The following is a 15,901-nucleotide window of genomic DNA, read 5'->3' as shown; positions in this document are numbered from 1 at the left end:
TCTTTATCAATATTAAATTGGAATTATACTTGTTTTGGGAATTTCATTAACTCCTATTCTCTTAAATTCTAAAAAGGTTTCTATGTCCTGACTGGTTTCCGAATAAAAAACAATCCACAATCCTTCTTTAAATACCGTTATGTTACTTAAAGACAAAACATACGGACTCGTGCTGGTTGCCGGAACTACGGCATAATTTTCCTTTTGAGTGTCAATTTTTGATTTTACAGTCTCAATCGATTGGCTACTGTCCCGGCTTATTTTATTTCTAAAGGCCAACAGCTCTTTTTTATCATGAAAAATAAGGACCAGAATTTTGTCTTTTAAAATCTTGCTGTTCTTAGCATTGATATGTACTTCTTTTAAACTTGGAAAAACAGCTAACACGCCTTCAACTCTAAGCGATTGTGACAGGGACGAATCAGCTTTTAGGCATAAAGGGTTTGAGTTGTTTTTATAAATCGTGTCACATCCCGAAAAGCAGCAACACATCAAACAGAAAACAGCTGCAAATCCCAAAAATTTAAACTCCCAATTTTTAAACTCCAATTGATCGGCTTGTTTTAAAATTGGAATTTGGAATTTATACTTATTGGAATTTAGAATTACTAATTTCATAATTGCTGAATTTTAAAATTGACCACTTCTCATTTCATTTATAAAGGGCTGCAGCGCAGCACCGGAAGCACTTCCTCCTCCGCCATTTAGGGATTTGTAATAATCTTCACATATGGAGGCCTGCTGTTCTCTGTTGAATTCATTAAAATGGGCATGTTTAAAGGTTCCGTCACTATTCATATAATTGTAACCTTCGCCAAAAGCCTGTGCATGTATCGCCTGCGCCATGTATACCGATCCTGCGTGCTCATATTGTGCCACATGTGACAATTCGTGAACCATGGTTGCGGTATCTTCTCCCGGTGCCGCATGAATGATATGCGCTGTGGTTACGGCTCTGTAACCTCCTCCGGAAAAATAACCGGAAATGTACGCTACCAGAGAACCTTCATCTACATAGACCTGATCGTACGGAATCATTCCTGCCGGATGTACTTGCAGCGAAGCATTTATTTCTACATCGGTTAATTTTCGCATTCTGAAGATCAGTCCCCATATCAGCTGTAATATTTCAAAGATTCCAAGTAAATCGATAATATATAATAAAAGTTTTCCTGCCCAGGTAAGTCCGCCCAACACGCCGTCCCATATCCAGGAGGCAAAACCTTTTATGCCCTGCCAGGCCCAGACTGCTGCGCCAACGATACCGTTCCATCCCCATTGTGCAAAGCCGGAGATACCTTTCCCTAACCAGTCTAAAGTTCCTGTTAAGGCATTCCAGAGTTTGGACAGGCTTGGTGCTGTAATAAAATCGACAGCCCAGTCATACCCGGCAACTACACCCTCTAAGATCCAGTTTGCTGCTCCCGATATACCGCTTCCCAACCAGCTAAAGACACCTTTTACACCTTCCCATAAATGTCCCGCGGCGGCACTCAGTCCGTCCCAGGCCCAGCCTAATACGCCTGTTATTGCATCCCAGCCATGAACAAGTATTCTCCATAATCGGGATGGAATATTAGAAATGAAGGACCAGACGTTGTTGCCCAAAAGACATAGTTTTTCCCATAAAAAAGTACCAATAACTTTAATGATTTCCCATGCTTTACTTCCAAACCACTTAATTCCGTCCCAGACATAAGAGGCCGCACCCGATAACCAATTGAGTGCATCGCTTCCTAAGGATTTCATACCACCCCAGGCAGCAGCAGCTGTATCGCCAAGAAAGGTAGTAGCGGTATCCCAGGCAGCAGTTAAACCACCTGCAACACTCGAGGCCACACCAGAAACTGCTCCCGTCGCTGCATTCCATCCGTCACTTACGGTATCAGCAACACCTGAGGCTACACCAGAAACGGCTCCTGTCGCCGCATCCCATCCGTCACTGACTGTATCTGTTGCACTGTCCCAGGCATCGCCAAGCCAGCTTCTTTGTATTGGAGTCTGTTCTTTCTTTTGAACATTAGAACCTTGTTGTACGGTATGGGTAAGCTCATGTGCGAGCAAATGTTTGCCTTGTTTGCTGTCGGCATCGTATTTTCCGGAGTTAAAATAAATATCATTTCCATTCGTAAAAGCCTGAGCACCTAAGTCCTGACTCATTTGCATGGCATTGCTGTCGGTATGGATGCGAACCTGACTGAAATCGGTTCCGAAACCGGATTCCATTTCACTTTTTACCCCTTTAGCAAGAGGTGATCCGCCGCCTTTACTGCTTTTTAGATTGTTTTCTATTTTGGTGTCATTTACAGTAGATTCACCAGTATTTGATTTTTTCTGAACGGGCTTCTTTTTATCTTCTTCTTTTTCTTTGCCTTTTTTTTGTATCTTTTTATCTTCGTCTTTATCTGCTTTCTTTTGTATTTTCTTTTTATCGTCCTCTTTTTCCTTACCCTTTTTTTGTACTTTTTTATCTTCGTCTTTATCCGCCTTCTTTTGAATTTTCTTTTTATCGTCTTCTTTTTCCTTGCCCTTTTTTTGTACTTTTTTGTCCTCTTCCTTATCGGCCTTTTTTTGTACTTTCTTTTTGTTTTCCTCTTTTTCCTTGCCTTTTTTCTGTACCGGTTTTTCTTTTTCTAAATCTTGTTTCTGAACGGTGGATATGGTTTCGGAAATTGGTTTTTTCTGTACGCCTTCTCCTTTGGATTGTATTAATCCGCCGCCTTTTTGTTTGTTCACTACCTTATCGGCAACATTATCTGCTTCTACCTCATATTTGTCTCCCACGGTACCAGTCGTTAGTTTTTTTTGGATTTTGGGTCCAAAAAAAGGAGATGAGGTGTGATTGTCCGGCTTTTTATTTTCTAAAGTTCTCATAACTTTATGGTTTTACAATTTGAAACAAATAAGTATTCTTGTTAACCTCAACAGGGTTAATTTTTTCTCAAACAACCTATGCTACCATAGTTTTAGCGTTAGCCTCTTCTTTCGGGATGATCTGATGTTTTTCTAATTCAATCTTTATTTGGGCATACCAGTACGGAAATATTTTAAACAGTCGGTGTTCAATTTCGTCTGTAATGTCTTTTTTGTACTTTTTAATGCCAAAGAGATGGCTATACCCCATTTCATTGGCATAGACGCTTTGCTCCATTATGTTTCTTCCTTTCAGAAGTAGTGTAGGTGTAATGTTAGTATGGTCTAATATAGAAGCGAGATTGTATTGTTCGATTACAATACACGGTTCAAATCCTTGTTCTTTTAAGGGAGTAAATTCTTCGCGATGTGCTGTAAAAATTTCTTCCAGCTCATAGTAGGCGTTTACAAATTTCCTGCAAAGCGTGAGATCATTAAAACCCAGTACTCCACAACTGTACGAGTGTCCTAAATTGGAATGCCAATACGGTAAATGCTGCGTATATTGGTTAAAAAAATCAATTTGTTTTTTATAGTGCATTTCATAGCCGCATTCTTTTCGTTCCAGGATAATACTGTCGAAACTAAAATCGATTTTTCTTTTTATAAATACATCCGTATCCAGATGAACGAATGGTCTGGTCTGTTTTTCGATGGCATGAATTTTAGATTTCATCCAGAGTTCCTTATTTTTTTCATTACTCACTCTTGTAACTCTGCACGGCAGCATGTATAAAAATTTATAAGCCGTTTCATCTGCATAAAGTTCAATGTCCTTGTACCAAAGATGACTGTATAAAACACTCAAAGCCGTCATGTAGATGGTTTCCTTGAGTTTATTGCCCATCTGCCAGCGGTTATTGATCAGCGGAAAAGCATCCAGACTGTATATAATTCTTGGTTCTTCTTTCATAAAATTATTTTTTAAGTGTTTGGAGCAGCTGCTTTTCTTCTAAATAGGAAATGTTGTTGTATAACGAAGCCTTTTTACTGTGTTTGTAAAGCCTTTTCCACTCGTATTTATGACCCATCGCCTGTGAGGTTACTTCCGGTAACTGCGTATTATGAAATACTTTCATCTCATTAAAAGTGGCATGCCAGACCATTCTGCCGAGTAAGGGTGATTGCGTGAGTTGTATTTTGGAAAAAATTCTTTTGTAATAATCCGTGTGAACATTCTTGTTATTGACAAAGAATTCCGAGACTAAAACTTCCCCGACATTTATATTATAAAACCTGCTGAAATACCTTGTTATTCCATCCTGTTCTTCAATAGGCAATAAATCCTCTTCATTTTCATAAATAATATCGATATCATTTACGGGCATATCATAATAACTGCGGAGATTGATATAATCTGCAATTCCGCCTACAAACGCAATTTTTGACAAATCGAGTTTTTCAAAAATATTTTTAAGAGCCTGTTGCTGCTCATAGAAAATGTTTTTTTCATCTTCTTTCAGGAATGTTTTTTCTTCGGTATCCATATTTTTTAAAATTACCAGTCCACAAAAATTACTTTGTTTTTCCATGCCAGTTTTACAATTCCTAAATTCCAGGTAATCTTATCCAGCAGGATGTCCTGTGTTTTTCTTTCGACAAGGATTTTAGGATTATCTCCGGTGAGGATTATTTTCCCGGGTCTTTGTAAATATTCGTTTTGTAATAAGGCGACAGAGGAGTTTTTCATAACAGGCCAGTGGTCTAAAGCCGCCCGAAGCATTTCATTACTATGTTTTTTTAACGCTTCAGACAGTATGATGTTTCTGTTAATGGTTTGGTTGAGAGGAATGTTGCATAATAATTTTTCGAACAGCATTTCATTTTCATAATCCTGTTCTTTCGCTGTGGCGATATAATGTAAAAGATGTACTGCAACTTCCGGATCCTTTATCGTATTGTCTTTGTTCAGTAATTCACAATTCACAAAAAGCTGTTTCAAAAAGGGATGAATCAGTATCAGTCCCGCATTGTTTACATAATGATTGGAAGGAATTTCAGGAACTATTACTTCCTTTAAAAATAAAGCAGGATCCAAAATTTCAGCCTCTTGGGTTTCTTTAGTATTGAATACCGAATTCATTTCTAAATCCTTTTGAGTACCGGACGCCGGAGCTTCATCGGTTTTAGAATTGGATTGTAGCGGTGTGTTGCTGTTTTTTTGAAGTATTTCTAACGCTTTTTGTTCCAGAATGGTGGTGGTTGTCAGGATTTCCTGAGTAAGATTACCCAGTACTTCTAAAACAGATCTGTTGCTGATTTGTGCGTTGAGGTGTTCTAAAACAAATTTTGTCTCGTATTTTCGAACAGCTTCAAAAGAAGTAATCAGGAGAAGTAATTTCTCTTTGATACTACTTTCAGTATGCTTCAATAATTGGGACAGGATGATATCCCAGATTAGATTTCGCTGATGCAATCCTGTCTTAGATTGCGAAAGAACAGCCGTCATATTGGCTTTAATCCTGTCGATATTTTTCGAGGTCGTTTCTTCGGGAGCTGATGCTAAAAGAAATGTGTTTTTTAGAATGGTGTAAATCTGGTCATCCGATAATTGTTTTATAAAGCGGATTCTGATGGAGCGGCTCTCTAATACATTTCGTAATTTAAAACCAAACGTTTTGTCGCCGATCATTTTTTCAAATGGATCAGCTGCTGTCAGGTTTGACCTGTTTTTTGAATCAGCCCACCAGGAATGGGATCCGGTTTCTAAAAAACAGAAAAACTCATTGAGGCTTTTTTCTTTATTATCAATGAATTGGTACTGTTTCGTATCAGGAAAGCCCTGTTCCATTTGTTTCTCAATTTGTTTTTGAAATTGATTGATAATTTCGAGTTTTATAATTTCGAAATCAAAAGCAGCAGCAATAGAAAGATCCATGTTTAATTTTTCTATCTGAAGACTGCGGAAGGACATTTTTTTATCAAGCGTATCAAAATACGTTTCTAAAATAGGAAGGAGCTCGTCTTTTAGAAACGTGTCCAGATTGTCTTTGAGGTAATACGCGTTTTCTTTGGAAGACGTATTCACCTCAACAAATAATTTATTGATAATATGTCGGTTAGCAGCCTGCACCTAGCTTAAATTACTGGATTGTGATTGGATGGCGTCCAAAATATACTGGGTGCCTTTAAACGAAACCATCAGGCCTGACAGGAATTTTTTTAATGTTCCGTTAGGATCGGTATTGTACTTCATTTTCACAAAACCTTTTAACAGTGTATCCATGCGGGTTGTAATCGCTGTAATCTGTTTTTCGAATGCTGTAAAGTTTTCTTTCTTCTGACATTTCAAGATCGTGTAAAACAGTTCGATATGACTTTCGGTGATAAAACTCAGTGCAGTTCTTTCGGCATCGATTTTAGTATTTTGTACAGCCAGTAATAAATTCTCGTAAATACTGTCTCTGAACATTTCACTTAACTGACCATTAAAATCGCCATTGATGTATTCATTTGTATTTTCACCAACAGTGTTAAATTGATTTTCAATTTCGGTTAGGAGACCAATAGTTTCTTTACTATATGCATTTGCTTCAGGCTGCTGTTTGATATCTTCAAAACCCGGAAGTGTTTTTTTGATAAACAGCGCGGCATTTTTCAGGCAGGTATTTACAGGAACCCTTTCTATGAGGATTACTTCTTTTGCATCTGTACTTTCACCGCATCTTTTATTCATTGCCGTAAGTGATACGGTTATAGATCCGGTGTTATATTTAGAGACAGAGCGTATTATGGGGTCTTTAGATTCTGTTTCTATTACTTCTCCCGAAATATCCCATGTATATATTTCCGCATCTGTAGCATTATTGGTAAGTGTAAGATCATCCTCTTTTATGGCATAGTTGAAGCGTGCTAGCGGCGGATTTTGTATGGTAATGACAAGATCTGTAGGTTTGCCATTTGCCAGTATAATGACTTTGTCTACATTTTCAGGAACATCATAACCAATAAAAACATACTGGCCTGAATCATCCTGAGATACACCGTCACCACTTAAGATTACCTTGTTTTTGGATTCTATGGTAAGAACATACGGGGTATCGTCATTTCTGCAGATGTATTTACTTTCAATGCTCACTTTAATATCCGTAATCTCAAAAGTTACCGAATGGTTCACCTGAAAACTGCAATTTCCATTGTCCCCGATAGCGGTTACCGGAAAACTATAGCTGTCTTTAGCCGGTACTTCATAGGTATAAATATGCTGAATTTTTGTCTCTGTAGTAGTGATGCTATCGGTTCCGTCACCAAAATTCCAAACGTATTTCATGCCTTCCTGATTTTCTCCGGTAATGGTAAAATCGGCCGTAACTTCATTCGTTTTCTCTGATTTGGTGATTACAATGGTGAAATCAAATTTTGGTTTTCTGAAAATGGTTACTTCACATTTTGTGTCAAGATTATTAACCGTAAAAGTTATTGTTTTTCCAATGAGTTCTTCGCTGACCAGTTTCGGATCAAAAACAAATTCACCATATTGATTTTTGGTAACTCCTCCGTTTAAATCTTCGTCTATATCGGCCTTTACAAATCCTCCGGTTGGTGTTACATGAAACGGGTAATACGGAGTTGCTTCATCAAAACAAAGTTTGTCTACCGGTAATGACAGCGCTATGAAATTATCATCGCAGCACAAATAAGGCAGCGTAAAGTCGGCTATGATTGGATTTAATACAACGGATTCGCCATTATCGCCTTCCTTTTCAAAATCACCTGCCAGGGAATTGCCTCGTGGAAATTCATACGGATAACCGTAGCCATAATAATACGGATACTGGCTGTATTCGCCTTCAATATAAATCATGACAAAGGTGCCTCCGGGTGCTACACCAGCTTTATGTTCGTATCCATGATTTTTGTTCAGGTAGTAAGAAGTAAAATTTTCAATAACTTCCTGTGCTTCATAGGCATTGATGCCCAGAACAACTACATTAAATCCTAAACCGTTCTGACGTCTGATATCCTGAATAATTTTTAAGGCCTCTTTGTAGTTCTTGCCGTGATGTCCTTCAATTCTGTAAAAATCAGAGTCTGCAACCACTTCCAGCGGACGTTTTGTGTTTAAAAAATTGTCGTGATAACTTCTGTTGCTGCGTTGTTTTCCGATAGCTGTTTTTTCGTAATCCCAAAGTTCAATAAGGTGATTTCCCACATTATTATAAAACGGAATCGCTTTTTTACCTAAAACACCTAATTCAAAACTGGGTGTTATTTTTATCGCATTGTAATTCACATTATAGTTGGCCAACAGTTGTACACAGCGTTTTATAAGGCTGTACAATTGCTGCAGGTCCGTGCTTTTTCCGTAGCAGATTTTAATTTCCTTGCCTTCCAGATCGATAACAAATTCGGCAACCGTACCTTCAGCACCCGGTTCCAAAAGCGGGTCATAGGGTAAACAATCGTTGGCTGTACTCAGGTTTTGACCCGTAAGCAAAGGTGATTTGTAAAAAGCATGTCGGTATTCAAAATAAGGCCCGCTTTTTAATACTTCTCCTAACATTAAGTGTTTGGGGAACGATTTGAGGTCCGGGCAGCAAAATTCGCCATCCATAGCAGACAATAAGAGTTTTATCTCCTTGTACGTATCAATTAAATCTTTGAGAAGATCGTATCGGTATTGAAAATCCGGAGGGACATTCGCATCGTTAAAACTATAGATTTCGCCCAGATTTTTTTTAATAGAAGCCAGCATTAGCGGCATTTGCAGACCATTCAATAGTATTTCAAAACCATCACGCAATTTGTTAACCACATTGTTTTTAAAGAGACCCTTGGTGAATTTCTTTTTAACTTCATTGTAATTGATGAAATTTTCAGGCTGCAGTACGATACGGTTGGATATGACGTCCGGTAATTTATAGTACAGGTTAGCGAAATTGGTGGCCGTAATAATTGTATCGTGGCTGTTGATTTGTGTAGCAACATCCTTACTAACCAATAATGCCTTGTGATTGCCAATAATTTCCAATCCCTGATTATCACACGAAAGGCTGACACAGAGATCCAGATCTTTTTCATACGATTCGATATACAATAACACTACAGCATCATTTACGTCTAATTTTGTATTGTCTTTCAGATATTGTATCGGGAAAGTATTGGCATTATCGAGCGCTTGCTGTTCAAAAGTTAAGAGTTCGAAAATTTCAAGCTGATCCGTACCATTATAGAAATAAGGTTTGTATGCGGCCTTTTTATTGTCGTATACTTTATAATGCGTGTATTGTTTGCTTTCAAAATCTATGACTTTTTCACCGTTGGGAATAGTATTATAGAGATGAAAAAGATCACCATCAGTAGATATTCCGCTGCCTTGTGTTATAGAGATGTTTTTTGCAGCTTCATTATAAGAAACCTGGAAACCGCAAATGATCCCTACGCCACTGAGGCCAATTCTGGAAAGACGGTCCTGATCATCAAAATAATCTACAATCTCGTTAAGATGTCCTTCTGTAAGTACCTGATTTTTTGTAAATTTTCGGTACAGAGTTGTTATGGTTGAAAGTTTTGCTAACATTTTGAATGGTATTTATAGTGATCCTAAATTTGTTTTTCCTAGTATTATTTTTTCGAATTGATTTTCATTTTCGTCGCTGCAATCAAATAGTCTTCCCGTAGGATATAAATTGCTAAGGCTGGATAAGGACTTAATAAAGGGTATAAGTTCTGTTTCCGGTTGTTCCTGGTTCAGTGCCGTTTTAGCAAACAAATAGGCTTTATAAGTGTTTTCCAACTGCAAAAGTTCATTCTCTGCCGGGTTTTCAATTTCATTTTTCCGATGTCCGATCCAGCAGATTTTTGCCAAAACATGTGACGGTAATTCTTCCTTAATTACTTTTTCCATATAATTCCTGAAATCGGTGTTCGCGAAACGCAAAGTGTATCCGGGCAGTACAATGCTTACGCGATAGGAGTAGGGATCCAAAGGTTCGCAGCTTTTGCACTCATCAGTACAAATCGGTAAAAAGGTTGCCGGATTTACCGTAGTCAGATTTACATCCGGACGAAGCATCATATGTTCGACTATAAACATGCCTTCCTCGGTAAAAACTTCTTTCATGAAGTATATTAAATCCAGAATAGACTGTTTTAGTTCCTGTAAAGTGTCATAGTACGTATATCGCTTTGCAATAATGCGGTCGGGATTGTCTTCGTCTGTAATTAACGGATTAATGATGTCATACGAATATTTGCCCGAATCGGCCTGATGAATCTGAATGTTATCAATAACTTCAGGATCCGAAATTCCGTTTTTAAAGGCTTCTTCTACATTGTATTCCCGCGTCTGGATAATTTGTAAAACCGCAAAATACAATTCCCTGTTGGCTGCTGAGGTATCATAATACTCATCAGTTGCCGAGAGTATAATATTATTTTCAGTATCCCTGATTCTCCATCGATACACCAGCTGATTGTCGGAATCGATAAAATGGTATAAATCGACAAAAGAATCTGAAAGATGTCTTCGGTTGTAATCTTTGATCCCCAAAAGTCTGGAAATCCTCTTTTTTACACCTGAAACATTATCGGTATCCCATAAATTACTGTGCGGCTGCTTGTAATAGTTAAAAGAATTGCCGCGGTTTTTGCTTACGATTTTATAATCTTTCAGAAAGTCTTCTTTGGTTTTTAGGACTACTTCGTCTGTAGCCGTACCGTAGATACTTTTGTTGATGAAAACATATTCGGAAAAACGCTCTGCAAAACGCCCTAAAAGGTGGTCCAGAATATCATTTCTTCTCTCAATGTTATTGTCCAGTTGTTTAAAAAGTATTTCGGTCAGATATGCATCGTTGTTTTCAGGATAGTCGCTTACCAGTTCACTAAGTCCGTCGATGTCTTTAATAGCCTGCGTAAAGAATGTTTTGGTGAGATTGCCGCTTACCGAAAGCATTTCATTAACCTGACCCAGATGTTTAAAATAGCTGCCCAAAATCTGATCAAAGAATAAAAGATAGCCTTTGAGTTGTTTTGCCTGTGATTTTCGGGCTATTGTAGCTCTGGTAGGCAAACCGGTTTCTCCAATACCATACGTATCCGGAAAATCGTTTTGTATGGTGGTATAGCTGTCTATTTCAAAATAATTGCCGGCAGGCAGTTTCAGTTCTTTATTGTGGCTTGAAAAATCGGTCGCCTCGTCTTTTACAGCTTTAATCTCATCAAGATAAACCTGAACCTGCGCTTTGTTGATATTGAGCGGCAGCAAACCTTTGTTATAATTGAAAACACTTTTATAACATATGACCGGTTTTTGGTATTCCTTGAGACAGATTAACCATTGATTGGCATCAGGTTCCCCATCGCCGCAATTTCCCAGAGAGATATCTTTGATGGTTATAACACCCGGAACATTCATTATTAATTTTATAATATCAGACAATCGTACTTCACTGGTGAGTTCCGCTTCCATTAACTCTTTGGTATCTATAAAACCATTTTCCAGAATCGGGCCGTCAAAAATTTCTAAGGAAGAATAGCCTTTCTCTATCATTTGCTGAACCGAATAAAAATTAACGGTAGTCGATAAATAGCCATCCAGTGCCTGTAAGACAAGCGCATGCACCATTTCTTCATCGGCTTGCGTATCGACTTCAATACTGGCGCAGATTTTTATCGGATATTCCTCTACTTTTATAATATTGATCAGATCCTCGCACAGATTGCGGTTGGCATGGTATTTTGCTCTGATTTTTTCTTTGACACTATTAATTTCGGAAGGCTTTTTGCTTTCAAAATCTACATAAAGATCATACAATCCTTTAAGTTCAAACTGCTTTTTAAAACCTCTCGGAACTTCATTAAAATCTTTATAATCATAAGACAATTCATTATCCTTACAATTGACATAGACTGTTTTTTTATGTTTCGCAGGCCAGCAATTTTTAACGCCGTCAATATCGATAAACAGTTTTCTGTAATCGAGTGCTGTTACCGGACTGGTAGGCAATACTTCCGAGGCTTTAAAAAACTGCGAAGCAATCCCTTTGCTCTTGTCATCGGAAGCCAGAATATTTTCGATCGGAAGATCCATTCGCATGCCAAGGTCGGTTATGGCGTAGCAAAGCATCTCCAGCATCGTTATACCCGGATCGTGCGAGTTAAAATCAGTCCATAATTTGCCCCCAAGATCCTCTATATACTGAATACCTTTTTTTCTCAGGTAAAAGAAGTCCAGGTCGTCTCCGGTGGCAACTTTTTTGGGAATAGTGTTATGTGGATTTAATATTGACATGTCTCTGGTGCTTGAATATTAGGGTTTTTACAAGTTTTGATATCGGTAGAAATGATATGGTTTTTTACGGATACAAGAATACGTTTCGGGTTCGATGGCGACACTACCGGTAAAAATTCCAGCACAGCCTGATAAGCAGGATCATTTACATTTTCGGGTTCCGCAGTATCGTCCAGTTTCGCCATTTCTAATTCTGCCAGATAATCTACATAGTATAATTTTTCGATGTAGTCAATTACAGTGCTTCGGTGCAGTTCAATTCCAAAAAGAATGTCCTGAGAAGTGTCAAATGCCCACGGAGACAAGAATTTTGCGATATCTTCATTGAGCTGTTTTTTATAAAAATTCTCATCGTATTCCGGATAGAATCTGACATTTAATTTGACCACCACTTTTTCGTATTCCGGATTTATGACTGCAGCTTCTACATGCATACTGTTTAAGTTGCTGATGTAATTCTGAATCTTATTTAAGGTCGCCGTACTCACTCGCGGCTCATAAATATCAAATACATTTTTGTTGATAATATCCGGAACGACAATAAGCGTTACATCGCCCGGTGAAAGAAAGGAATTGGTGGCATTGTTGGTATGGTTCAGGCATTTTACGCGGAATACTTCCGGAAATTCCTGAAGGATCAGATGTTCATAATCCCAAAGTGTTATGGCCCTGTTTTTATGGCGCAGACGCTCGCTTGCACGTTTGTAATACGTATCATCCGATTCCTGGGGTTTTCCGTTAAAAGAATTAAAAGGCTGTGATACACTTTTGATTTGTGTGATACGGCTAATAAGTTTGGAAATCGTTTCGGCAGGCAATCCCTTTTCCAAATGCGACAACTCATTTTCGTTGTTGAAAAATTCGGCTGTAACGACCTGTGTTTTTACATCGATCACTTTGCAGACTGCATCGTACGCTTTATGCATTTTTGCTTTGATCCAGATGAGGTTCTCCGGAAATAAAGTATTGGTTTTTGTTGTCTGTTTAGGAATGTTAAACTTCAGGATACCCGACTTTAAAAAATTATCGATGGAATTTCCCAGAATTTCATTTTCAAGATTTTTCCAGTAGTTATCGCAGAGTACAAACCATTCCACTTTTTGTTTCCCGGTAAAGGATTCGGCCAGCGGATTCTCGCTTCCTTCCAGGATCTGAAACAATAGAGCAACCTGCTGTGCTGTTTCTGCCTCGTCAAGTCCGATATAAAATTCACCTCCATTACAATAATCAGGAACCAGATGGCTTGCAATCGCACTATTTACAGCCAGAACCGCTTTTTGTCTCGCCAGTTTTTTTAAATAAGAATGTTCTTCACTCTGGCCAAAAGGGGCTTCATGAAACAGTTTTATTCGTTCGGTTCGGTATTCTTCTTCGGCTTCATTGGTAAAATCGGTGGTTTCTTCCGCCGTATAATTTAAACTGATCGCTTCTGCAAATGGCGTATAGGCTTCATTTGGAATAAGCGTTTCGGGAATTTTGCTCATGATGGCGAGCGTATATATTTTCGGATACAAAGAATGCAGGAAGGACTGATTTAAAGTCAGTCGAATCGGGCCGCTTTTGTCAATGTCATAGGTATTTCCTGCTACGGAGAATTTGGTTTCATACAGCGTATCTTTCTTTGTAAACAGTACGGTGCTGGTATTTTTAGCCTCCCAGTTTTCTTTATTCAATACCGACACAGTCGCTTTAAAATAAGCATCTGAATCTACAATAAGATCCGATGTATTCGAATTTAGTACCAGCTTGCCTTTATCCGGAGTAGTGACCACAATGTTATCTTTCGGCTCTGGATCTTCCGGCTGGTTGGCCGATAATTCCTTTACTATTTCTTCCATAAACATTCCCTGGTAAAAAATGTTTTTGCTTATTGTAGTAAGGTATTTGCTTTTGTAAGCGTCATAATGGGTCTGGAAAGAAGTTGGCGTATTTTTCCAGTTGATAGTAATGTCAACATTTTTCCATTTTTTCGAAAAGATTTCCGGATAATTGATAAGAAACGAAGAACCTTTAGTGGGTTGTGTCGTAAAAGGGTAGAAAGGTTTGGTCGCATTGAGCAGACCTGTGTCACTTTCCAGTGCTAAAGATTTAACATCTTTCACATCTACTTTTACCGTAATGTCATTAATGGTTTTGTTGACTAAATTTCGAAACAAAGAATGCCCTTTTTTATTTTCGGTATGAATTAAAAATCGAACAACAGGCTGCGTAACGGAAAAAGATTCGCCCAGTATTTTTTGATCATAGTTGACAATGGCAGGAGTATCTTTTGAAACCTGAAAGACAAGTCTTAACTGATTTCCTGAAATACTGGAAGCACCAGCTGCACCATTCAGCTTAAAATCCCCCAGCCATTCTTTTTTACCACTGCAAAAAATACTGATAGTATCGGTAAGATCATTTGCCGTAAAGGGGCCGGATTTAAAAGTAAAGACTTCTTCAAAATTGATGGTGATGTCAATATTTCTTTCCCCTTCCTGTAATGCCAATAACGGAGAAGCGATTGCAAAACCCAGTTTGGCAGTTTTCAGTTCCGTATATTTTTTTTCAGCAGACGTATATCCGAATGGCAGCCAGTATTTTGATTCCTCTTTAAGGCTTTCTCCATATCCGTCAAGGGAATTAGCCACTTCACTGGATTTTATTTCTCCCAGATTAATGTCATTATATACACTTTTAAGTTGTACGATCTTAGCTTTATTAGCAATGAGTTCCTCGGTAGTTTTATAAATAAGTTTGTTTCCTTCAGCATCTTTTCCGGCATCTAATTGCGTTTGTGGTGCAATTCGTTCTTCGGTACTTTTTTTGGCCAATTCAAAAATGATATGCACTTTATCGGCTTTTGCCGGAAGTTTTCCGATTTGTAAAATGTCTTTATAAAAGAAATCCAGGTGTTTTTTTGTAATTAAATTAAAGCGTGTCTGAGATAATTCCAATAGCTTTAAGAAACATACAAAAAGGGTCATGTGAGGGGTTAGCGTACCTTCAAATTCGATGCTGCTAAGGGTTTTGGATATGTTTTGTTTTAAAACATTATAAGGTTTGTCTTTTCTGTACGGGATATCTTTTGGCAAGCCAAAATGATCAAAAATCTCCTGCCAGTTACCGGCTGCATTTTCGCTATCGTTGGTTTCAAAGAAATTAACTTGTTTGGCGAAATTATAGGTAAAAAGCAACCAGTCTTCCATATCAAAGTCATGGAGCTTCAGATTGTCGGGATCGAGAATAGTATTCAGGCGATCGCCCTGATCTGTGCCATTTCTTTTAAATAATATATCGTTTGTATGGTCGCTGTTGTTACACATAATACTATTAAATATTAACCCTGTTGGGTATTATTCATTAAACGTTTCATTAAAAACTTAGAAGCATAGCTTTACTTCTTTCCCGCAGACCGCAATTTTTTGCCACGCCCGAAAGCTATCAGGACAAAGGATTTAAATGGATTAAAAATCTGCCTGATCTGCTAAATCTGCGGGAAAAAATTACTCTCGCAGATTTTGGAGATTTTGGAGATAAAAAAAATCATTCTCATCTCTTTAATCTGTGGCGAAATATTTTAGCATATATTTTGCCTTATGAATGGTCACCCTGAGAGGAGTCAAAGGGCGTTCCAATTGGTACTTGGGCTTCGCTCAGCCTGACAATTCGACTTCGCTCAGCCTGACAAATATTGAGTTGCTCAGCCAGCCAGATAGTGATCAAAAAGAATTATCAACCCACCACTCACAACCCAAAACTCATAACTCATAA

Annotated in this window: 8 protein-coding genes; all 8 read right to left on the bottom strand. The window is 38.1% G+C overall.

Annotation, left to right across the window (positions count from 1 at the left end):
- Positions 1-12: 12 nt before the first annotated feature.
- A complete protein-coding gene (locus HAV12_RS19550) occupies positions 13-618 on the bottom strand; it encodes a hypothetical protein (protein WP_171571108.1) in 606 nt (201 codons plus the stop codon).
- Positions 619-630: 12 nt separating this feature from the next.
- Positions 631-2,874: a DUF4157 domain-containing protein gene (locus HAV12_RS19545; protein ID WP_171571107.1), complete on the bottom strand. Its 2,244-nt coding sequence runs from the start codon at positions 2,872-2,874 to the stop codon at positions 631-633.
- 76 nt (positions 2,875-2,950) lie between these two features.
- The gene (locus HAV12_RS19540) at positions 2,951-3,826 is read right to left on the bottom strand and encodes a DUF6734 family protein (protein WP_171571106.1); all 876 of its coding nucleotides are present in this window, start codon (positions 3,824-3,826) and stop codon (positions 2,951-2,953) included.
- A gap of 4 nt (positions 3,827-3,830) precedes the next feature.
- Positions 3,831-4,400: a hypothetical protein gene (locus HAV12_RS19535; protein ID WP_132037639.1), complete on the bottom strand. Its 570-nt coding sequence runs from the start codon at positions 4,398-4,400 to the stop codon at positions 3,831-3,833.
- A gap of 11 nt (positions 4,401-4,411) precedes the next feature.
- Positions 4,412-5,941 (bottom strand): contractile injection system tape measure protein, encoded by a 1,530-nt coding sequence (locus HAV12_RS19530; protein WP_205423337.1) that lies wholly within the window; start codon positions 5,939-5,941, stop codon positions 4,412-4,414.
- 45 nt (positions 5,942-5,986) lie between these two features.
- On the bottom strand, positions 5,987-9,433 hold the full coding sequence (locus HAV12_RS19525) for a PKD domain-containing protein (protein ID WP_171571104.1): 3,447 nt from the start codon (positions 9,431-9,433) through the stop codon (positions 5,987-5,989).
- Positions 9,434-9,445: 12 nt separating this feature from the next.
- Positions 9,446-12,148, bottom strand: coding sequence for a hypothetical protein (locus HAV12_RS19520; protein WP_171571103.1), 2,703 nt, complete (start codon positions 12,146-12,148; stop codon positions 9,446-9,448).
- On the bottom strand, positions 12,136-15,453 hold the full coding sequence (locus HAV12_RS19515) for a baseplate J/gp47 family protein (RefSeq protein WP_171571102.1): 3,318 nt from the start codon (positions 15,451-15,453) through the stop codon (positions 12,136-12,138). Before HAV12_RS19515 ends, HAV12_RS19520 begins: the two co-directional genes overlap by 13 nt.
- Positions 15,454-15,901 lie beyond the last annotated feature (448 nt).

Origin of the sequence: Flavobacterium sp. CLA17 (genome assembly GCF_013112255.2) — a bacterium.
Lineage (GTDB): Bacteria > Bacteroidota > Bacteroidia > Flavobacteriales > Flavobacteriaceae > Flavobacterium > Flavobacterium circumlabens.
Note: the sequence above shows the minus strand (reverse complement) of the source record. Positions and strands in the feature narration are given on the sequence as shown.

What these genes read in the sequence shown, in the direction of transcription:
- HAV12_RS19550 (WP_171571108.1), bottom strand. Translation starts at nt 618, where the DNA reads ATGAAATTAGTAATTCTAAATTCCAATAAGTATAAATTCCAAATTCCA.
- HAV12_RS19545 (WP_171571107.1), bottom strand. Translation starts at nt 2,874, where the DNA reads ATGAGAACTTTAGAAAATAAAAAGCCGGACAATCACACCTCATCTCCT.
- HAV12_RS19540 (WP_171571106.1), bottom strand. Translation starts at nt 3,826, where the DNA reads ATGAAAGAAGAACCAAGAATTATATACAGTCTGGATGCTTTTCCGCTG.
- HAV12_RS19535 (WP_132037639.1), bottom strand. Translation starts at nt 4,400, where the DNA reads ATGGATACCGAAGAAAAAACATTCCTGAAAGAAGATGAAAAAAACATT.
- HAV12_RS19525 (WP_171571104.1), bottom strand. Translation starts at nt 9,433, where the DNA reads ATGTTAGCAAAACTTTCAACCATAACAACTCTGTACCGAAAATTTACA.
- HAV12_RS19520 (WP_171571103.1), bottom strand. Translation starts at nt 12,148, where the DNA reads ATGTCAATATTAAATCCACATAACACTATTCCCAAAAAAGTTGCCACC.
- HAV12_RS19515 (WP_171571102.1), bottom strand. Translation starts at nt 15,453, where the DNA reads ATGTGTAACAACAGCGACCATACAAACGATATATTATTTAAAAGAAAT.